The organism is Glaciimonas sp. CA11.2 (assembly GCF_034314045.1).
In the GTDB taxonomy this organism is placed as follows: Bacteria; Pseudomonadota; Gammaproteobacteria; order Burkholderiales; family Burkholderiaceae_D; genus Glaciimonas.
The window spans coordinates 4,243,687-4,263,783 of the sequence record NZ_JAVIWL010000001.1; the positions used below are offsets into that span (position 1 = coordinate 4,243,687).

Below are 20,097 nucleotides of genomic sequence, written 5' to 3' on the forward strand. Positions count from 1 at the left end.
CTAAATACAACCTCGCTGTTTGGTAATCAATATTTCTAACTGGTCCCAAGGCAAAGGCTCACATATAAAATATCCCTGCAATATATCACAACCATGTGCGCGTAGAAAATTGGCTTGTTCTTGTGTTTCGACGCCCTCTGCCACGACTTGTAATTTTAGATTATGCGCTAGCGAGATGATGGATCGAACAATGGCCGCATCGTCCGCATTAATGGAGATGTCCTGCACAAAGATTCGATCAATTTTGAGGACATCTATAGGAAATTGTTTTAAATATGAGAGGCTCGAATATCCAGTACCGAAATCATCAATCGACAACGTAATCCCGAGGTCTTTAAGTGCATGCATTTTTTTAATTCCAAGCTCGACATCGCTCATAATCAAGCGTTCTGTCAGCTCCAATTCTAAATATTGAGGAGCCAATCCAGTCTGCTTGAGTGTGCGGGCAATTGAGTCGACAAAGTCTATTTGAGAAAATTGTCGTGCAGAGACGTTTACAGCTATCCGTATCTGATGGAAACCTAGCTTGGACAATGCTCTCGTTTGTGTACAAGCAGTGCGTAATACCCAATCTCCAACCGTAATAATTAAGCCACTTTCCTCTGCAATTCCTATAAACCGGTCGGGTACTATATTGCCAAGCTTTGAATGATGCCATCGAATTAATGCTTCCATGCCGACGATTTGCTTTGTTTCAGCATTTACTTGAAGCTGGTAATGCAAAACGAATTCATCTTTTACCAAGGCTGTGCGTAAAGCTTTCTCGATAACTACCCGTTCAAGCGCTTTTACCTCCATTGCTTTTGTAAAAAATTGAAAATTTGCCTGATCCAATCTTTTCGCGTTATACATGGCGATATCGGCACTTTTTAAAAGTAGTTCAGCAGATCCCCCATCAAATGGATATATTGCTACGCCAGCACTGCACGTAATAGTTAAAGTCTTATCTTCGATTATCATGTGTCGCGCGATCGAGTCTATGATGCCTTGGATCACACGCGCTAACGGTGTACCATCTGCCCTCTCGTGTATTACCAGTATGAATTCGTCCCCGCTAGGACGACATACGATATCGGTAGACAAGACCTCTTTTAAAATTCGTTTTGCCACTTCGTTTAACAACAGGTCACCGACATGATGACCATAACTGTCGTTAACAGATTTAAATCGATCAAGATCTAAAAATATCACCCCAATTGATTGCTTGTTGCTAGCGGCATATGTGATGGCGTCATTTAAACCATGGCGCATAGTTTTCCGATTGACAAGGCCAGTCAATTCATCTCGCGTAGCTTGATGGTGTAACTGCTTTCGGAGCTCTTTTTGAACTGAAATATCTTGTAAATTTATCTGTACTGCGGGCTGGCCAAAATAAGTGTACCTAATGCAACTGACACTCACGTCAAGCAAACGACCGTCCAGTAGGCAGGCCTGGTCTTCATGGCCAGCAGCCGATTTATTGTACGTATCGTAACCAGATGCAAACAAAGAAACCAAAGAACGGCCCAAAAGATCGCCCGGACTTGATGCGCAAAAAAGCGTCTGTGCCGCCGGATTTACAAAAACGATTCGCTTTTTAACTTCAATTAAAATTGAAAATGGCGATAGCTCAACTAGCAATCTATAACGTTCTTCACTTTCTATTAAGGCCGCGACTATTACCTCTCGTTTGAGGGCCTCATTGTAAAGTTGAAGGCTTTTTTCTTCCAATAGCAATTCAGCTTGTTGCCGTGCACTATCCGCCCGGGCTAACCGCCGTTCGTTCAACTCGTTAGGCGTTGTCATCGAATGTTTTTGTGAGTGTGAATCGACTATGCACGCCTTGTTGAGAAGGGTAATCTATTCGGCATAACGAAATCGACTCATTGAAATGGCTGATAGCACCACGAATCAACCCCTCAGCCAAGTCCGCAAAAGGACGTTGGGAACGATATACTAAAATTAATACTAAAGGATCAGAATTACTGTATTCGAAGCTTGGTAATTCTGCATCGGGATACAATTTTTTAACATCAACATGTATTTTGTTATCTAATACTTTCAGAAGAGAAAAAGTGGAGTTCACATTTTCCAAATGATTAATGTTAGATCGCGTGAAACTGGTAAACAAGTCTTTTCCGAACGCGCAAAGCAGCGTGGGTACGGGCACTCCTGTCCTTTCACTTAAATGACCTACCATTTCGATTATTTCAGGATATTTATATGTTCCGACAGTTGTGTAAGCCCCGCCCGTTTCTAACGTCGCCGCAGACATGACTTCATCAGCCATTTCGATGGAAAATGTTTTTTCCATCATGTGAATAAATGTTTGAAAAATAATGCCCTTCATATTTATCCTTACAGTTCGTGCATAATTTCTATGTGCAAATATTGTATAATAGCATTATAATTATTTTGGACGCAACGATGGTATTGATTGCCAGCGTGGTAGAGGAAGGGCGGTTTCAAATAGGAAGCGTAACACTGGGTTAATGAACAGTATCTATTGGGTGTTGGAGTAAAGCGATTTGCTGCATGTAGACAACGAGTGGTGTTTTATAGTTGAGGCGTGCTCGTGTATTGTGAGCGATAAGGCTATAGCGTCAAGCTCGTCCTCTGAGTAGATCAACAGGTCTGAACCTTTGGGCATGTACTGGCGGAGCAAGCCATTGGTATTTTCATTGGATCCCCGCCGCCATGGGCTATATGGGTCAGCGAAATATATCAGTATGCCGGTGCGCTCGGTAAGGACTTTGTGAGTGTACATCGGTTCTTTCGCGTTAATCAACGTCATCGAGTCGATCAAGTAGATTACTGACTTTGATGATAAGAGCGAACCGATATGCTTAATACGAAAGGGATGCGATTTCCGATCGCCGTGATGTTGGTGTGCATTCGCTGGTACGCAGCTTATCCGTTGAGTTACCGCCACCTTGAGGAAATGATGGAAGAACGTGGCGTGGCTGTCGATCAATCGTTGGGCGATCCGTTTCCTGCCGTTGATTGAAAAGTTAGCGTGCAAATACAAGCGCAAGGTCGGCGCCGGCTGGCGAATGGACAAAACGTACATCAAAGCCAAGGGCATCTGGAAGTATCTCTACCGTGCAGTCGACAAAGAGGGAAAACTGTCGACTTTCTTCTGACGGCACAACGTGACCTGGCTGCGACCAGGCGGTTCTTCGAAAAACCCATCGGTGAGAACGGCGCGCCGAGCAAGGTCACGATGGACAAGAGCGGCGCTAACAAAGCTGCCATCGACGAGATCAACCGCAACCGGGACGTCCAGATCACCGTACGCCAGCTCAAGTACCTCAACAACATCGTCGAACAGGACCACCGCGCTATCAAGCGGGTGACCAAGCCGACGCTTAACTTCAAGTCCTTCCGGTCTGCCAGCAATGTACTTACCAGCATCGAGCTCATGCACATGATCCGTAAGGGTCAGTTCGCGGTCGATGGCGCCACTGCCATGTCGTTCGCCGACCAGTTTATGCGCTGGCGGGACAAATCCATCCACTGTAATCGGGGGCCATGCCCTGCACCGGAAAATCCGTCTCGCGCTCAACATTGCGACAGAACCCGCAAGCTCACCACTTCGTTGACCGCTGACTCTGCAATACTGCTACTGATGGTGTTGTTACATTTTCCACCGGATTCTTGCGTTAACGTCTACTATTCGCAACTATAGATTACCGAATGTCCGCTGAAATACTACTGGGTTGCATGTCTGGTTGCTTTGAGGGGAATAACAAAATGGAATACGCGCAATTGAAGCCTGGGCGGGCTTTTAAGCCGTTGCAAAGCCTACTTTACTATCTTCAGCGTATCGTCACGTCCCGCTGTTTGCGACACATGATAACCCAAGGTCTTACCGAATACATACGACGTCGTCACGGTGCGATGTCAACCGATACGGAAAGCTACGATCAGGTGCAGCTAGACTCACTTCGCCAACACGGCCATGCGGCGCTGGGCGAGCTACTCTCCGCAGAACAGCTGTCCCATATTCGCGATCATCTCAGCAGCAAATCTCTCTTGGCGCAAGGAGCGAAAGCGCAGGCTTTTACCATTGAGCAGGTACCGCCAGGCCTACGCCTTGCAGAATATGAGCTTCGCGATATTCTTGATTGCCCACATTTACTGGAATTGGCCAATCATCCTGCTATTCTGCGGCTGGCGGGCGATTACATCGGTTGCAAGCCGACTCTCTCCGCCCTTGGACTGCGCTGGTCGTTTCCTGACGCCGGAGCAGGTTCCGGTTCGCAGGCATTTCATCGCGATTGTGACGACTGGCGTTTTATGAAGGTAATGGTTTATCTGACGGACGTCGATGCCGAAACCGGCCCGCATATTTATGTGCAAGGTACGCATCTCGAACGTTGCAGCATGCGCTTGCAGGTCTATAGCGACAACAAAATACTTAATCGCTACGGTGAGAAAAATATCGTAAATATGATGGGGGTCGCGGGCACCGGCTTCGCGGTGAATACGCAAGGAATCCATAAAGGTATGTTGCCTAGCCAGAAGCCACGGCTGCTACTGCAAATTCAATACTCATTGCTACCGGTCTACATCTATCGCTACCGGCCCGCAACCGGCCTGCAAAAACCCCTCCTTGACCGTTATATCAATCGACTTTTTGTCAGCAATGCGCGAAAGTAGTGGAGTACGGTAGATGCATCGCGGGTTCTGTCGTAATGTTGAGCGCGAGACGGATTTTCCGGTGCAGGGCATGGCCCCCGATTACAGTGGATGGATTTGTCCCGCCAGCGCATAAACTGGTCGGCGAACGACATGGCAGTGGCGCCATCGACCGCGAACTGACCCTTACGGATCATGTGCATGAGCTCGATGCTGGTAAGTACATTGCTGGCAGACCGGAAGGACTTGAAGTTAAGCGTCGGCTTGGTCACCCGCTTGATAGCGCGGTGGTCCTGTTCGACGATGTTGTTGAGGTACTTGAGCTGGCGTACGGTGATCTGGACGTCCCGGTTGCGGTTGATCTCGTCGATGGCAGCTTTGTTAGCGCCGCTCTTGTCCATCGTGACCTTGCTCGGCGCGCCGTTCTCACCGATGGGTTTTTCGAAGAACCGCCTGGTCGCAGCCAGGTCACGTTGTGCCGTCAGAAGAAAGTCGACAGTTTTCCCTCTTTGTCGACTGCACGGTAGAGATACTTCCAGATGCCCTTGGCTTTGATGTACGTTTTGTCCATTCGCCAGCCGGCGCCGACCTTGCGCTTGTATTTGCACGCTAACTTTTCAATCAACGGCAGGAAACGGATCGCCCAACGATTGATCGACAGCCACGCCACGTTCTTCCATCATTTCCTCAAGGTGGCGGTAACTCAACGGGTAAGCTGCGTACCAGCGAATGCACACCAACATCACGGCGATCGGAAATCGCATCCCTTTCGTATTAAGCATATCGGTTCGTCCATTCGTCAGGGGAACAGCAGGCTACCTGATCGGGACGCAGGTTTGCCTAACGCGACAGAACCACATCGAGGACTAACGGAAAGTTGCGGATGTGCCGAAACGTGTACCATCGCTGCACGGCGTCGATCGCAGCCGTGCCGAAAAAGTCACCACTAGGAGACTGAGTAAAGCGCGTGTAATTGGCGGTACCAATAAGGCTCTGGCCAATCGCCTTCGCGTCATAGGGCAGGCGCATCAGCATTGTCCCGTCCGCGAGCATCAGGGCCATCGAACCGCTGGTACCGAGATTCATGCCGGCGAAAAGGTTGCGGAAATAGTTCAGGTGCATGGTCCCCACCACCACACCGGCATAGCTGCCGTCCGGGTGCGAAGGCGTCGACTCAAAGCGATGCTGGTGCCACCGGTGGCCATCCGTGGTTCAAAAGGACGACTAACATAGAGCCCGAAGTTCGGAGATTCGCGATGCACCTTGAAATAATCGCTCTCCGCCAGGTTCTCGCGGTGCGGCGACTCAGACTTCGAGTCGATCATTACATTGCCGGCCTCGTCGAGAACCAGCAACGAACCCATGGTCTGAGCTGTTGCCGAGTGGTCAAACAGCACTAACTGGCGGAGGTCGGGCGATAGGTCCATCACGCCGGGATGGCTGCGCCCCTGAATAACTGCCTGCAGAGACAGGTCATACACTTCAAGATTGCGCGCGGTGTCACGCTACACCAGGAGTGACACGTTGAATGCAGATTCCCGCTCCCGCGCAAGTGCATCGCGCCGCATCTCAATTAGCATCCATGCAGTGATAACAAGTATCAGGCAAGCAATAGCCACACTCACACCTATCACACTGTTGGGGCGCAGGATCATGTGTTGTTTACCATCGCTGCTGCGAAATGCTGAAAAACCATTGCCTAACTTTCGTTCAGACCTTCATTAAAATCCACCTGAACCATTTTTTATGGTCCTCGTTTTATACATTCAGAGCTTTGAATAAACATAAATAAATTTCACTATTACATAGTCGCTTATGGGACCCGTTTGACCTGAGAGAAATAAAGGAAAATTCATCGCGAAAATTAAAACACGATTCAATACCTTAATTTTCTTCTGCAGGTATCTTTTATGGGGCCGTGGACAAGGAAACCAACACGATCGATTTTCTGTTGACGGCCAGGCGGGACAAAGCGGCTGCAAAACGGTTTTTTCGACAAGTCCATGCAAGCCCATGGCGTTCCTGAAAAAGTTGCGATCGTCAACCGAAGTAAATGGAATGGACGCCTCTCCCCGCAAGCGCCAGTAATGGAATCGGCGGGGTGAATCGAAAAAACTAAAGGGTTCTTTCGACCGCCGGCATCAGATGTGCCAAAGTGGAGTTTCGAAGCTTACCCCTTGAGGAAGGAGGAATCACCAGGAATACCGTATTTAGAGTCCATCTTGCAAGGCGTATTTTTCAGGTGCATTCCGTTGATTCGGCGATCGGCGAAATTACCGGCATGTAGACCAAGCGGGATAAATTCCTGGAGTATTTTGCGAACAGCGCGCCCTCTCTGATCGGAATGGAGGCGTGCGGCGGCGCACAGCACTGGGCAAGGCGGTTGATCGAGATGGGTCACCAGGTCAAAGTGATGCAGTGTAAAGCGGTCAAGGCGTTTGTCAGCGGCAACAAGAACGTAAGCGATCAATCATCCACGTCTCTTGCGGCATAAATTGATTTATGCAGCGGCCGGGCCGGTTGGCTGTAAATTCCACGGCAGTAGCGCTTCATAGTCATCGGCGGTATTGGCATAAGGCAGTGTAGTGAACAGCTGGGTCAGATATTGGTAAGCGTCAATATTGCCCGCCTTGCAGGTCTCAATCAATGAGTACAGATTGGCGCTGGCTTTTGCGCCCCCGACGGTATCGGCGAATAACTAGTTCTTGCGACCGATCACAAAGGGCCGAATCGCGTTCTCGGCTAAATTATTATCGATCGGCCAGGTGCCGTTCTCCACATACCGCGTCAATTTCGGTCATTGCCCTGTCAGATACTGCAATGCCTTCCCCAGCAATCCGCTCGGCGCAGTCGTTGCCAGATGATGGTCGAGCAAATCTTTGATCGCTGCCAATATTGCCGTGCTGTATTTCATGCCCAAACGCTGTCGTTGCTGTGGTGTTGATGTGCTGGCAAGAGATTCTGCCGCGTATAGTTTGCCGATCAAGGTAATGAATTGGGTGGCCGGCTGCTGCGCACTGCGCGCTTCCTTGGGCAACTAAAAGTGTTATGGGTCATTTTTACCCTTATCTCGGCACACACCCCCACCGGCGAAATTCTGGAGTGCTCAGCTTCCGGGAAAAATCTGGCGCCACATTGGCACGAGATCGAAAGATCACGTATTCACTAGATCTTATTTTAGTGCCCTTACCGACAAACGACGCCAAAATACAATCTGGATCAGAAGTGAGAATAGGAGAAGGATGGCGACCGCCTATGGCATAGGGTTAGCCGCTTTTGCTTGTCCATTTTGCGGCTACGCATACCTGTCGCTTGCCCAGCCCCTTAGCGTTATACATTGCATGATCCGCATTTTTTAAAAGAGTGTCAGTATCCGTTGCAGAGGTAGGATATTCGGCGACTCCAATGCTTGCAGAAATCATCACCTTATTTGTGCCGAACAGATAAGGTTCCGAGATGATTTCGATCAACTTATGGGCGAATTTGGTGGCATTTTCTAAATTAGAATTAATCAACGCGATGGCAAACTCATCGCCACCGAGTCGCGCTGCAATATCTGATGCACGAATGGCGTTTTTGATTCTCATTGAAACGGTACGTAAAAGCTCATCTCCCCGTGCGTGACCATAACTATCGTTGACTTGTTTGAAGCCGTCCAAGTCAATATACAACACAGCCAGTGCAGTCTTGTCTCGTTGGCAAAGTGATAATTGTTGGTTGAGGACAGTATGGAAAAACTCTCGATTCGGTAAGCCCGTAAGCCCGTCATGATAGGCGTCGTATTGTGCTTGACGCAGGGTTACAGACGCATTCAGCAATGCCTGACGTAATTTGTTTGCCTCTGTAAAATATAGATGCGGAACGGTGAATGGCTTATTGGAACCTAGTGCCGTTGCTGGTGAAATAAGTGCTATTATAGAATCAGCAACACGTCCTCCGATAAACCAAGCTAGCGCTAGTCCCAAGATTAAAGCACAAAAGGTTGCGATAATCAGTAAGATCAGTGTGTGACGAAGCCCTTCGGTGATCTGAGCTAATGGCATAGCGAGGGCGACTGTCCACTTTGTCGCCGCTGATCGACTGTACACCGTGAACGCAGGAATATTATCCAAAGTTTGTGTCACGAAGCCGCCTTCATTCGAACTGTTTATTTGTTGCCACAAGGCCGGCGTCACTTTCTTGCCAACAAATTTCTGCATATTGGTTGTTCGGCCTACGATGCAGCCGTTGCTGTCGATAATGGCACCGATCCAACCGCTGGGCAGTTTTTGCTCCGTCATTAAATTCAAAAGTTGGGCGGGAGCAATCGTTGCATTTAATGAGTATATGGTCGACTCATTGCTCTTCACCGGTACGGAAATGGTGAAAATAGAATGATCTGTCAGCGCTGCTTTAAATAACCCAGAAACTCCCGGTTTTCCGGTTTCAAATGTGTGTTTAAGTAGTGGCGGATTAGTTAGTTTCGGAAGTATTGTGCCAAAGGGGCGATTTGTAGCCAGAAGCATCTGCCCGTCGGGTGCTAAGACTAGTATGTTTTCAACCGGCAAGTTCGGCAACTCCTCCCGAGCTCGGGTATGGAAGCCTTTTAAATCACCGTTGGCTAGCCGATGAGAGGTGCCGAGTGCTTGAAGTGCGGCCTGGGTACTGGTGAAATCCCTATCTATTGCCGCCATCGTCGCGCGCGCGCGACTGATCGCGGTAAGGGTTAATTGCTCTCGTTCGTGGGTGTAAAAATTAACGATCAAAAAAGTCGCTATAGCCGCGATTGGCAGCACGCACCCAAGTACAAGCACAACGAGACAGGCGCGAATGCTAGGCACATGCACGCCTTTCAAAAGGATACGGTCCATCATCCTGGTATCAGTAGTCGTGGCGACCTTCATAAATTCCTCTTTTTATTGTTGATTTTTATGTAACGCAGTATGCATCGAATATTGCTTAAATAGATCGTTACGCAAAAACCATAAAAATGTAACGAAATGTAATGACGTAAACCTAAAAATACGAACGGATGGGTAAAGTTCTAGTCATACAATATCAATTTATAAGCCGTTTTTTTAAAGGGAATCATGTCGTGGTCTAATAAAAAAAGACCACGACAATAAGGGTTCTGTTGCATTAACAGAAAATTCTGAAACAACAGCGTAAAAAAGGACATCTCCTTAATTTGGACGAACTTGTCCAACGAGTGCATAAAACTGTTGCGATACCGACAGATTCTCAGCACCACTCATGCAAAATTGCCCTTTGCTGATCATGTGCATGATTTCAATACCGGCCAGAATGACTCTGGCAGAGCAAAACGATTTGAATCCTAACATCGGTTTGGTGATGCGCTTGATAGCGCGATGATCTTGCTCAACGATGTTGTTGAGGTACTTTATTTGATGCACGATGATGGCATTTTCATGCTCGAAGTTGATCGTATCAATCGCTGATTTATTCGCTCCACTCTTGTCCATTGTGACTTTTTCTGGAACGCCGTTATCAAGCATGGCTTTACGGAAAAAGCGCATGGCGGCTGACTTGTCACGCTTTGCCGTCAATAGAAAGTCAATAGTTCGCCCCTCTTTGTCTACCGCACGATACAAATATTTCCAAGTGTCTTTAACCTTGATATAGGTTTCATCGATGCGCCAGCTAGTACCTACTGGACGTTTGAACTTGCGGAACTTTTTTTCAAATACCAGCCACAGTTTCATTGCCCACCGATGTACTGTCGAATGATCCACTGCGATACCACGCTCTGCCATCATCTGTTCCAGATGGCGCAGGCTCAATGGATACGCAATATACCAACGCACGCACATCAACATTATTTCCAACGGATAATGTAATCGCTTCAGCACCTTCGCTACCTCAGGATTGATCCCATTATTTGGCATTACGGATAGCTTCATTTCGACAGGTTTATCGTCAACTAAAACATAAATTCTAATTGATCGCTGTTAATGCGACAGAACCACTTATGGTTCCTTCAGCGAAAACGGCAATCCGACCTTGAAAACTACTCTTGCCGTGATGAGGGCACTTGGCCTGGATCTGACTGCTAAGGTTCACGCCTGAATAGACTCTTGCCCGGATGGCCGCCGTTTCGACCAGTGAGATAGCGCCTGTTACTCATTTACGAAGGAATCTTTACGGTACCCCAGATTGATTCCCGACAATTCTGCCTCAGCGCAACTCTTCTCCATGGTGGCTCACCTTGCTCTTGGTCACGAATTTCGTTAGACCAGAGAAGGGGAAAGTAATTGTGTGTAATGCGGTGCGTTAATAGTCATTATCTTCCGTTCCGGATTGAGAAATTTTCTTAAAATACCGTGAAAAACTGTTACTTGGCCCGTTCACGGTACCCTTATACAGGTCGGACCATTCATCAATTGCAACTGGCTTGCCGAATAGATAACCCTGAAAATTTGTGCATCCGTTTTCTAGCAGGAAATACAGTTGCTCCTCTGTTTCGACGCCTTCTGCAATCACCTGAATGCCAAGCGATTTATTCATGGCAATTATGGCGCACACAATAGCGGCATCGCTAGGGTCGCTGGTTATATCGCGGACGAACGATTGATCGATCTTCACTTCGTTCAGCGGTAATCGCTTCAGATATGACAGCGAGGAAAAGCCGGTGCCGAAGTCATCCAGAGAAAAGGTGACGCCAAGCGCTCTGATCTGGCGCATCCGGTTAATGACGTCGTTAATTTTTTCCAGCACAATGCTTTCTGTTAACTCCAGTCTCAGCAGTGTTGGGTTAGCGCCAGAACATTTCAGCGTATCAAAAACCTGTTCTACGAAATTCGGTTGGTGAAACTGGCGTGCACTGACGTTAATCGAAATATGTAAATTGCTCGTGCTCGGATTTTCCGACCAAGTTTTGAGTTGTGTACAGGCGGTCTGCATGACCCACAGTCCCAAGGGGAGGATAAGGCCCGTGTCTTCGGCTAGTTGAATAAAATGAACGGGTGAGACAATTTTTTTCTCTGGCGTGAACCAGCGCAACAGAGCTTCGGCTCCGATTAAACATCCTTGCTGATCAACTTGGGGTTGATAGAACAGCTGAAATTCGCCATTTTGCAATCCATTACTTAGCGCGTTCTCCATCTTTAAACGCGACTCAAGAGCAGCTTGCATGGCTGGATTGAAAAACGTAATGGTGTTCCGCCCTGCAACTTTAGCTTCATACAACGCGGTATCGGCGTGCTTGAGCAAGACATCAATGGTATCCGCATTGTCCCTGAAAAGTACGGCACCGATGCTGGTGGTCAGGTTGCGCGTGTACTCAACGTGATTTAACGTGTAAGGTTGGTTGAGCGCAATTTTAATTTTATCGGCTATCGTCTCAACAAGGCTGACGGCTAAAGTTTTATCCGTTTCCAGTCCCTCAATTATCACCATGTATTCATCGCCGCCAAAACGGGAGACGGTATCTTCCAATCGTAATGAGGAGACGATTCGACGCCCCACTTCAACCAGTAGTTGATCTCCAACATCGTGGCCACGCGTGTCGTTGACACTCTTGAAATCGTCGAGATCAAGCATCAGTAGCACACCATATTTCATAGAGCCGTTGCTGGTGATTAATGCCTGATCAAGGCGGTCCATCGCTAGTCGGCGATTAGGCAGTTTTGTGAGCACGTCAAAATAGGCCAAATTCCAGATTTTCTCCTCCGCGTCCTTCCGCTCAGTGATTTCCTGTTTCAAGTTATGGGCGGATTCAGCCAAGTTCGCTATATGCTCCAAATGTTTCCTGGCGCGCATCTTCAATGTTTGCACGTAGCTCGCGACAAAAATGGTAAATATGAGGCCACACGCCAGTGCCCACCACGCCTGTCTGACCTTATGAACAGTTTCGAAGGCGCTGGTCGATTCCACGTGGACGAGCCAGTTCTGGCCCGGCACACTCAACGACTGGACGTAGTGAAACCCCTCATGGAGAACTTGTTCAGCGTTGCCTCCTTCTGTCCTATGTGGGCGGCTATAGAGTATGCCTTCGGTCGACTTGACGGAGGAATCGCGTACCGTGATGGCCATTTCTGCAGTCGGAATATTGCGGAGGGCATAATCTATCATGTTGTCGATACGAAACACGCCCAAAACATAGCCCCGCAATGCCGTCCTTCTCGTTGCCGGGGACGTCGGAACTTCTCCGATGCCATAGACCGGATAAATCATCAGAAAACCACGCTGGAAACCATCTCCCTGTATTAAGACAACGGGCACCGTGGCCTTCATCTCGCCTGAGTCTCTGGAGGACTCGAGAGCAGCCAAACGACTGGGATTCGAGGCTAAATCATAGCCGAAGGCCGCTTCATTCCCTTGTAGAGGTTCGACAAAATACACTGGGAAATACTCCGCTCGGTTCGCAGCAGACACTATTCGCCCACTGGCCTGCTTTTCAGTGAAGCGAAAATTTGGAAATATCTGTGTGGCACTATGTTCATAGGCGTCGCGTTGGCTGCTGGAAACACGAGGAATCCACTCCAAAGCTTGGATGTCTCCATGGTTTGACAGTAATTCAGTGACGAAGTGGTGAAATTCGTTGCGGCTGATCGGATCGATGCTGGTATAAAGCGCCGCAAAGGATTCCAGAATCTGGACGTTGCGGTCGATCCCCTGTTGAAGAATGCTGGCCAGAGAGCTGGCTTGTTGTGTGAACTCGCTCTCAAGCAATTTCTGTTCGGTTTTCCTCACTTCATAAAATACATAAAGCGTAAAGACTATTCCTATGATGAGAATCAATAAGGGTAACTTCAGCCATTTAGTTGTTCGATTCAATTGAGGCCCTTGCTTTTCTTAAAGATTGGGGCTCGAGTCGCAATGGAACATTTATGGGAATCCTTCGATAAGCGTTCCATTGCACTCCAGACTCCAGTCTTTTGAGTTTAATCACCGACGTTGATGATCGGCTATATTAACTTTTCAGAGCCGTATCTTTTGCAGGATTGGCGGTTTCCTGCTTCTGTTTTAGTGCATTGAGTTTTTTGAGTTTTTCTTCCTGCGCTTTGATACGTTCTTGGATGGGGGTAATGTTTTTTTAATGACTTATCTTATTCTTATTTAGTTGTCATGTGTTAATAATGTAATTTCACAGACGAATACCCGTCAATCGAACGCAATAAGATGGACGCCCCCTCCTTAATAGTATCCAGATGTGTCAAAGTTGAGGTTCTAATTAACCACCTGAGCTGACAGGAGCGTCTGACATGAAGATCCAAACAGTAGGTATCGATCTGGCCAAAAACGTGTTCCAGATACATGGCGTTAACGAATTTGGTAAACCCGTTATTCGCAAGCAATTGCGTCGCGAACAGATAGCGGTATTTTTCGTCAATCTACCGCCCCATCTGATCGGCATGGAAGCGTGTGGCAGCGCGCATTACTGGGCACGCAAGCTAGGAGGTTATGGCCATACAGTCATACAGATGGCACGCCAGTTCGTCAAGCTCTATGTCAAATCCAACAAGAACGATGCAGCCGATGCTGAGGCGATCTGCGAAGCGGTGGCCCGGCCGAACATGCGGTTTGTGCCGATCAAAAATGTCGAACAGCATGCTGTTCTGGCGCTGCATCGGGTACGACAAGGATTTGTCAAAGCACGTATCGCCCAGGTTAATCAGATTCGGGACTTGCTGGGGGAGTTTTTGGGGTGATCATTCCTCAGGGTGTTACTTACATTGCCAACCATGTGCCTGAACTACAATCTGTTTAAAGAATCCAAGAATACATGATCGAATGAACGCGACGAAGTCGGCTGCATGTGTGACCCGTGAAAACGCGCTCCCTGAGTCTGCCCATGGGTGCTCACCGAAATAACGTTGCGTGTAAGCGATAGCTTGAAAATGCCGTGAGATTATTCTCATCTCATAGTCCCAGATGCGTCTATCTGATACCGAACCATGCACGAACACAACCGGCTGCCCGTCCCTTGTTCGCCGTAGATCAGCTGTACACCATTTACTTCGCTCTGTTGTAGCGCTTGCATCTTGTCAGGAACCGAATTTTTTGTGGAACTGCATTCCGCTAATACCATGCCAGTAAGCGTATTCCCACGGCCGTCTTGACGAATTCCGGTAAAGGAATCCAATCGGCAGGAATTAGCGGGTTATCGCCATAGTAGAAGTGAAGTTCCACGGCAGGAAGTCATGGACCTGATTGACCGGATGGTCAGCGATATGGGTGAGAACGTGGCGTAGCCATGCTTCAGGATCAATACCGTTTAATTTCGCTGTGCCGATCAGGGAATACACGGCGGCAGCGCGCTCCCCACCGCTGTCGGCACCCGCGAAGAGATAGTTACGACGTCCGATAGCGACGCCACGCAAGGAGCGCTCCGCTGCGGAATTATCGATTTCAATGCAGCCATCGTCACAATAACGTTTCAGCGCTGGCCATAGATTGAGGCGATACATGATGGCCGCGGTCGTGTCTGACTTGCGCGACAGCATCAGAAGCGTCGCCCGCAACCAGGTTTCGAAGTCGTCAATGAGCGCCAGCGATTGTGCTTGTCGGGCTGCTCGACGTTGGTCCGGTGGTTGGCCACGAATCTCAGCTTCAATCACATACAGTTCGCCGATCCGGCGTAACGCTTCGGTGGTGACGGCGGACGGTCGTGCCACATGCAAATCATAAAATTTACGGCGTGCATGCGCCCAGCAAGCGGCTTCTACTACCTGGCCGCCTTCATAGATCGCGTTAAATCCGGCATATGCATCCGCTTGCAAGACGCCGGTAAAGGAGGCGAGATGTGTTTGCGGATGGATGCCTTTACGGTCCGGGGTATAGGCAAACCAGACTGCCGCCGGTTCAGAAGAACCGGAAGAACGGTCGTCCCGCGCATAGGTCCACAGTCGCGCTGTCTTGGTCTTGCCGTTACCTGGTGCCAGAACCGGTATCGGGGTGTCGTTGGCATGCAGTTTCGTGGCTGCGAGAACATGACGTCGAATCGCGTCCACCAGTGGTCGCAGCAAACTGCTGGCAGCACCAACCCAGTCAGCCAATAATCCCCGATCCAGTTCAACGCCTTCGCGGGCATATATGACCGATTGCCGATAGAGCGGCAGGTGATCGGCATATTTACTGACCAATACATGGGCCAGTAAGCGGGGACCGGCCAGACCGCGTGCAATCGGACGACTAGGCGCGGCGGCTTGCAGGATGGTATCGCAGCATTTGCAGGCCAGCTTCGGACGAATGTGTCGGATGACTCTGAAGCTGGCGGGAATGAAATCGAGTTGTTCAGCAACGTCTTCGCCCAGTTGCCGCAGGCCACCACCGCAATCCGGACAGGCATTCTGTTCGGGTAAATGAATCTTCTCGTCACGGGGTAAATGGGCCGGTAGCGGTTTGCGCGGTGCACTCTGGCGTGGCTTTCTGGACGGAAGTTCTTCCATGGCAACCGTACTCTCATCGGCCTGCAAATCTTCCAGTCGCAGTTCGAGTTGTTCGATCTGATGATCGAGCTTCTCGGATTTACGACCGAACTGCATGCGCTTGAGTTTGGCGATGAGGAGTTTGAGATGTTCGATTTCAATGCCGCGCGTGGAAAGTTCTTCCCGCAACTGTGCCACCGGTTCCCCTTGCGTAGCAAGGGCGACATCACGCTCCAGGATCATGGCCTTCAAGGTCGCGATATCGTCAGGAAGATGGGCGTGCGTTGGCATGGCGCCAGTTTACGCATTTGTGGCGATGTTTACAAGCCCAATGCGGGCCGATTCGTGCGTTCAGGACGCCACCAATCGATCCCTTCCAGTAGCATCGACAACTGCGCTTGCGAGAGCGACACCGATCCTTCACTCGCCTGCGGCCAGATGAAGCGGCCGCGTTCGAGGCGCTTGGCCAGCAGGCACAGGCCATCGCCGGTCCACCACAGTATTTTAAGGATATCTCCACGCCGTCCGCGGAAGACGAACACATGACCGCTAAACGGATCTTCGGCCAATGCCGTCTGCACCTTGGCTGCCAGACCATTAAAGCCACAGCCCATATCGGCCACACCCGCTGCCATCCAGATACGTGTGCCTGCCGGCAGGCCAATCATGCGAGCAACCGGTCCAGAAGGAGGGCAAGCATGCCAGAATCAACGACGCCTTCGAGTCGGAGCCGGGCTTTGCCTACTTCCAGAATAATGACCCCGGGGGAAACAGCGGTACTGGTAAAAGCTGGTTGTGTATCTATCTGCAGCGGATCGCTGAGTACAACCGGCAATAATGTACTCTGAGTGTCAAAGGCTCCCACATGAAACAGCTTACGCCATGCAAAAACCTGATTGGCATTGAGGTCATGCGCCCGCGCTACCCGCGATACCGAAGCCCCTGGCACTAGAGATTTTTCGGCGACCCTGCGTTTAAATTCCGTTGAGTGCTGGCGATAAGTGCCACGCTTTGCCCGCGAAACCGTCCCAATATTTGTGTCCATAATTTAATTTGTGGGCACAATTAATTTGCGCCTCCCATTCAATCATCCGGATATTTGGTCTTTAGCGGTAGAGGGTGCTGGGAGGACGCTTACCTTGGATGTGTATTCGGCATCTTTTAAGGCAAACGTCCGCAACTGATACAAAGTATTCGCAACCCTCCTAATTTTTGATCGAAAATGCTGTGTTAAGGTCAAAAAACCAATCCATCTTACATCGATATAAAAATAGCTAATCTCCCATAGATTGCTTGAGCCGAGCTGTAAGAAGTGCGTATTTCTGCTTTGAAGTATCGGCAAACGCTGCATCGCGAGATGACGGTGTATCGTCATATGGCACAGGTTCGGCGAATTGGTGGACAGTTAGATCCCACTTTTTTCCATCAATTAGATTATAAAAGTGCGTTCCGCCAGGCGTCTTAGTGGTAAGAATCCCACCGCCGAAATGATCTTGTACGACAAGAGACGTAATGCTGCAATGATTCTGCGCCGGATTTGATTGTGACCATGCACCAGTTGGGCTTGAAGTGTCTGCGGACCATACCCGCGAAATCGATCTATATAGATCAAGTGGCGTCTCAAATGTCGTCGATGTAGAAGTATTCTGTTTGTCTTGTTTCATTAAAAAATTCCTATTCAACGAAAATTCTCTATAGGAGAAAATGTATTAGACATGGATATTTCGCCATAGGCGGGTAGGATAAGGAGTTTTTTGCCGTCACACTATTGGTATGGCGTCTAGCGATGCCAATGGATAACTTCAATGAAAAGTAGCCCAGGCGATAGATGCCGAGAATGCACAAAGCACCAATGAAGTTGCGCGCTGCAACTTGATGCGATCTGCAAACTTCAAGCGCCCGTTGGCTAACGCTGCGCCGAACATCGTCCAAGCGATGCCGATAGGTATCAACAGGCAAACAAACAACGCCGTCGCTGAAAAATAGATTTGCATATTGCTGGGCGATAGAACGGGGAAAATCGCAGACGAAAAAAGTAGTGCTTTGGGATTGAGAAGGGTTGCCACGAATAAGGAATGAGGGCCAACCGATCGTTGTCCCGAGGTCTGCAGCACGGAGGCTGCCCTCCATACCATCACCGCAATGTAGATGAGGTAGAGGCTGCTGGCGGCGCGTGCCAAGATCGCTACCCAAGGGTAACTACTTTGTAAGGGCGCGAGCACTGCGCCCCAAACCGAGATCGCAATGAGATAGCCGAGAAGTTCGCATGCAATGAGTGGCAACGCGCCTTTCGCACCTCGCTCCAGGCCGGCGGCGGCCAGTAAGGTATTGGTCGGTCCGGGCGTCAGCAGTATGACCGCAGTGCTCAGCGCAAATATAGGTAAGTTGAAGTCAGATGTCATCAAAGTCTTAGAGGGGTAAGCAACTTGGACAGAGCCGGTTTGCAATTATCAATATCGCCGTTTAGTGCCAGTTTGTTGGCTAAAAGGAAAAGCGTAACAGTTTTTGGTGATGGTCAGTTTTCGACTTGCCCGCCCAACTTCGCCATATTGTACGCTACGCGTTTTGCTCCTAACAGATGCTTAACCCTATTTCTAAGCTCGCTCGCTGCGCGCCTCCGTAAGTGCTATGGTCAAGTGTTGCACCTTCTTTTTTAATTGATTGCGCTCTTCAGTAAGTTCAGCGACCAGTAACGTCAAACGGTAGATTTCTACTTGATCCGGGGAAGCGTCGCTCGACGGAGTCTCTCGTTCTGGCTTTGGCGGTAGTCGTGCCTCACGTACTTGTCTTGCTGCTTCGCGTAATTCTTTCTTGCCGCCAGCGACAGCAGCTATCTGTTGTTCGCTAGGCAAGGACGCTACGGCGACCGCAGCATTAATAGATATTTCACCGGACTTTACGGCTCTGACCAGTTCCGGCGCAGCCGTTTTTTGGATTTTTTCGATTTGTGCCAAGGTTGCGCTGCTTACCCTCGCAGAACGCGCAATGGCTTCCCGCGTTAACGGTTGCTCGCCCTCTGGCTGGCTTAATACATCTGCCCCAGCTATCTTATCGGGCGGGCGCTGGGCTTGCGTCTGTGCCACGCGCGTCGATACGATCTCTTTCTTGCGCAGGGCAAGCACACCGCGTTGAAAGTCCGATACGCTGCGCCGCCCAAGGTGGTTATCAATCATCCACATGTGGACATCTTCGATAGATTTAAACGTGTGGTTCTGAATAATATTAAAAGGAATTTCGTGCTTTTGGCAGATACCGTAGCGGTTGTGCCCATCTATTAAAAGATCACCCCACAGTACTAGCGCGTCGCGGCAGCCTTCGGACAGCAGGCTACGTTCTAGTGCGGCGAATTCGTCATCGGTTAAAGGATCGATATAAGCACGGAGATCTTCGCTGATATTAATGGTCATGGTTAAGACGAAATTAAATGATAGCGCGGTAGTGTACGCAACGCCGCTATTTTAAGCCACATAGCAACCTATTATTTCAAAAAAATCTGAGCTGCCCCGGTGTCTTGACGGACAGTGATGTATGAAGCGCCACGAATATGTTTGGCCGAGCTAGCCGGAATAGGGGAGAAATTGAAACAAAACGAATGCGCAAAAATACTTAACCGAAAGCCGCTCCAGCGAAGAGTTGAAATTCAGCGTAAATACGTAATGCGACTTTTATACGTATTGTTATGGATACTTCTTGTGCATCAATATAGGGAAGTGACGATCCTTTTTAAATTCGTTGCAATTTGATTTATTGGTCCGAGTTTTGATGGGTATTTTTCACGGTGGTCTGTGAAGAATGGGGTTTGAAAGATATACAAGCGTTAAATTATTACTAGTAATTATGATCTCAAGCCGTGCTAAAAGCCTCTAGAAAAAAGGTTGATAAATATATTAATAGATAGATTCCAGAGAGTAACTATACAGTGAAGAAAACCTCCAAACTAAGGCGACTCTTGTGTTGTGAAGCCTAAGTATTTCTTGAATGAGTGAAAAAAATTTTATATATTTAACCAATATAGAATTCTTGATAATTATTTCGGCATCAACTTTGTTCAAAGGTTGAAATATAGGGCATCAAAATTGAATTGACGGGCTTGGTCGAGGGGGTAGCA

Annotated in this window: 14 protein-coding genes and 7 pseudogenes; 5 read left to right on the top strand and 16 right to left on the bottom strand. The window is 48.8% G+C overall.

Annotated features, from left to right (window positions below):
- The 3 genes and pseudogenes from RGU75_RS18420 to RGU75_RS18430 form a co-directional block, all read right to left on the bottom strand.
- Entirely contained in the window at positions 1 to 1,785 is a 1,785-nt protein-coding gene (locus tag RGU75_RS18420; protein ID WP_322238451.1) for a bifunctional diguanylate cyclase/phosphodiesterase, read from the bottom strand.
- The gene (locus RGU75_RS18425; RefSeq protein ID WP_322238453.1) at positions 1,772 to 2,329 is read right to left on the bottom strand and encodes a heme NO-binding domain-containing protein; all 558 of its coding nucleotides are present in this window, start codon (positions 2,327 to 2,329) and stop codon (positions 1,772 to 1,774) included. The genes RGU75_RS18420 and RGU75_RS18425 overlap by 14 nt, the downstream gene beginning before the upstream one ends.
- A 228-nt stretch (positions 2,330 to 2,557) precedes the next feature.
- Positions 2,558 to 2,776: pseudogene (locus tag RGU75_RS18430) on the bottom strand (IS30 family transposase); the annotation flags it as partial.
- 45 nt (positions 2,777 to 2,821) lie between these two features.
- Between RGU75_RS18430 and RGU75_RS18435 the strand changes: the two are divergent.
- Positions 2,822 to 3,469 (top strand): annotated as a pseudogene (locus RGU75_RS18435) (IS6 family transposase); the annotation flags it as partial.
- 206 nt (positions 3,470 to 3,675) lie between these two features.
- Entirely contained in the window at positions 3,676 to 4,641 is a 966-nt protein-coding gene (locus RGU75_RS18440; protein WP_322238455.1) for a phytanoyl-CoA dioxygenase family protein, read from the top strand.
- 113 nt (positions 4,642 to 4,754) lie between these two features.
- On the opposite strand, the pseudogene RGU75_RS18445 reads toward RGU75_RS18440, so the two are convergent.
- The 3 genes and pseudogenes from RGU75_RS18445 to RGU75_RS18455 form a co-directional block, all read right to left on the bottom strand.
- Positions 4,755 to 5,402, bottom strand: a pseudogene (locus RGU75_RS18445) (IS6 family transposase); the annotation flags it as partial.
- A gap of 58 nt (positions 5,403 to 5,460) precedes the next feature.
- A complete protein-coding gene (locus RGU75_RS18450) occupies positions 5,461 to 5,742 on the bottom strand; it encodes a hypothetical protein (protein WP_322238457.1) in 282 nt (93 codons plus the stop codon).
- On the bottom strand, positions 5,733 to 6,101 hold the full coding sequence (locus tag RGU75_RS18455) for a hypothetical protein (RefSeq protein ID WP_322238459.1): 369 nt from the start codon (positions 6,099 to 6,101) through the stop codon (positions 5,733 to 5,735). Before RGU75_RS18455 ends, RGU75_RS18450 begins: the two co-directional genes overlap by 10 nt.
- A 428-nt stretch (positions 6,102 to 6,529) precedes the next feature.
- Between RGU75_RS18455 and RGU75_RS18460 the strand changes: the two are divergent.
- A pseudogene (locus tag RGU75_RS18460) lies at positions 6,530 to 6,622 on the top strand (DDE-type integrase/transposase/recombinase); the annotation flags it as partial.
- Between the two features lie 189 nt (positions 6,623 to 6,811).
- Positions 6,812 to 7,078 (top strand): annotated as a pseudogene (locus RGU75_RS18465) (IS110 family transposase); the annotation flags it as partial.
- Between the two features lie 42 nt (positions 7,079 to 7,120).
- Here RGU75_RS18465 and RGU75_RS18470 read toward each other — a convergent pair.
- The 4 genes and pseudogenes from RGU75_RS18470 to RGU75_RS18485 form a co-directional block, all read right to left on the bottom strand.
- Positions 7,121 to 7,657 (bottom strand): annotated as a pseudogene (locus tag RGU75_RS18470) (IS66 family transposase); the annotation flags it as partial.
- A gap of 229 nt (positions 7,658 to 7,886) precedes the next feature.
- Positions 7,887 to 9,503: a sensor domain-containing diguanylate cyclase gene (locus tag RGU75_RS18475; RefSeq protein ID WP_322238461.1), complete on the bottom strand. Its 1,617-nt coding sequence runs from the start codon at positions 9,501 to 9,503 to the stop codon at positions 7,887 to 7,889.
- 279 nt (positions 9,504 to 9,782) lie between these two features.
- A complete protein-coding gene (locus RGU75_RS18480) occupies positions 9,783 to 10,505 on the bottom strand; it encodes an IS6 family transposase (protein WP_322240657.1) in 723 nt (240 codons plus the stop codon).
- Between the two features lie 385 nt (positions 10,506 to 10,890).
- Positions 10,891 to 13,395, bottom strand: a complete 2,505-nt coding sequence (locus RGU75_RS18485; protein ID WP_322238463.1) for an EAL domain-containing protein — start codon at positions 13,393 to 13,395, stop codon at positions 10,891 to 10,893.
- Between the two features lie 428 nt (positions 13,396 to 13,823).
- Between RGU75_RS18485 and RGU75_RS18490 the strand changes: the two are divergent.
- A pseudogene (locus RGU75_RS18490) lies at positions 13,824 to 14,317 on the top strand (IS110 family transposase); the annotation flags it as partial.
- Positions 14,318 to 14,714: 397 nt separating this feature from the next.
- Here RGU75_RS18490 and tnpC read toward each other — a convergent pair.
- The 6 genes from tnpC to RGU75_RS18520 form a co-directional block, all read right to left on the bottom strand.
- Positions 14,715 to 16,280 (bottom strand): IS66 family transposase, encoded by a 1,566-nt coding sequence (gene tnpC / locus RGU75_RS18495; protein ID WP_322238465.1) that lies wholly within the window; start codon positions 16,278 to 16,280, stop codon positions 14,715 to 14,717.
- Between the two features lie 29 nt (positions 16,281 to 16,309).
- Positions 16,310 to 16,657 carry an IS66 family insertion sequence element accessory protein TnpB gene (gene tnpB / locus RGU75_RS18500; protein ID WP_322238467.1) on the bottom strand — a complete coding sequence of 116 codons (348 nt, stop codon included), beginning with the start codon at positions 16,655 to 16,657 and terminating at the stop codon, positions 16,310 to 16,312.
- Positions 16,654 to 17,034, bottom strand: a complete 381-nt coding sequence (gene tnpA, locus RGU75_RS18505) for an IS66-like element accessory protein TnpA (protein ID WP_322238469.1) — start codon at positions 17,032 to 17,034, stop codon at positions 16,654 to 16,656. Before tnpA ends, tnpB begins: the two co-directional genes overlap by 4 nt.
- Before the next feature lie 229 nt (positions 17,035 to 17,263).
- A complete protein-coding gene (locus RGU75_RS18510) occupies positions 17,264 to 17,653 on the bottom strand; it encodes a hypothetical protein (protein WP_322238471.1) in 390 nt (129 codons plus the stop codon).
- A gap of 138 nt (positions 17,654 to 17,791) precedes the next feature.
- On the bottom strand, positions 17,792 to 18,391 hold the full coding sequence (locus RGU75_RS18515) for a LysE family translocator (RefSeq protein WP_322238473.1): 600 nt from the start codon (positions 18,389 to 18,391) through the stop codon (positions 17,792 to 17,794).
- 192 nt (positions 18,392 to 18,583) lie between these two features.
- A complete protein-coding gene (locus tag RGU75_RS18520; protein ID WP_322238475.1) occupies positions 18,584 to 19,396 on the bottom strand; it encodes a hypothetical protein in 813 nt (270 codons plus the stop codon).
- Positions 19,397 to 20,097 lie beyond the last annotated feature (701 nt).

Excerpts from the sequence above, each read along its gene's own strand:
- tnpC (WP_322238465.1), bottom strand. The coding sequence starts at position 16,280 with ATGCCAACGCACGCCCATCTTCCTGACGATATCGCGACCTTGAAGGCC.
- RGU75_RS18475 (WP_322238461.1), bottom strand. The coding sequence starts at position 9,503 with ATGAAGGTCGCCACGACTACTGATACCAGGATGATGGACCGTATCCTT.
- RGU75_RS18520 (WP_322238475.1), bottom strand. The coding sequence starts at position 19,396 with ATGACCATTAATATCAGCGAAGATCTCCGTGCTTATATCGATCCTTTA.
- RGU75_RS18420 (WP_322238451.1), bottom strand. The coding sequence starts at position 1,785 with ATGACAACGCCTAACGAGTTGAACGAACGGCGGTTAGCCCGGGCGGAT.
- tnpA (WP_322238469.1), bottom strand. The coding sequence starts at position 17,034 with ATGGACACAAATATTGGGACGGTTTCGCGGGCAAAGCGTGGCACTTAT.
- RGU75_RS18450 (WP_322238457.1), bottom strand. The coding sequence starts at position 5,742 with ATGCACCTGAACTATTTCCGCAACCTTTTCGCCGGCATGAATCTCGGT.
- RGU75_RS18480 (WP_322240657.1), bottom strand. The coding sequence starts at position 10,505 with ATGCCAAATAATGGGATCAATCCTGAGGTAGCGAAGGTGCTGAAGCGA.
- RGU75_RS18510 (WP_322238471.1), bottom strand. The coding sequence starts at position 17,653 with ATGAAACAAGACAAACAGAATACTTCTACATCGACGACATTTGAGACG.
- RGU75_RS18515 (WP_322238473.1), bottom strand. The coding sequence starts at position 18,391 with ATGACATCTGACTTCAACTTACCTATATTTGCGCTGAGCACTGCGGTC.
- RGU75_RS18440 (WP_322238455.1), top strand. The coding sequence starts at position 3,676 with ATGTCCGCTGAAATACTACTGGGTTGCATGTCTGGTTGCTTTGAGGGG.
- RGU75_RS18425 (WP_322238453.1), bottom strand. The coding sequence starts at position 2,329 with ATGAAGGGCATTATTTTTCAAACATTTATTCACATGATGGAAAAAACA.
- tnpB (WP_322238467.1), bottom strand. The coding sequence starts at position 16,657 with ATGATTGGCCTGCCGGCAGGCACACGTATCTGGATGGCAGCGGGTGTG.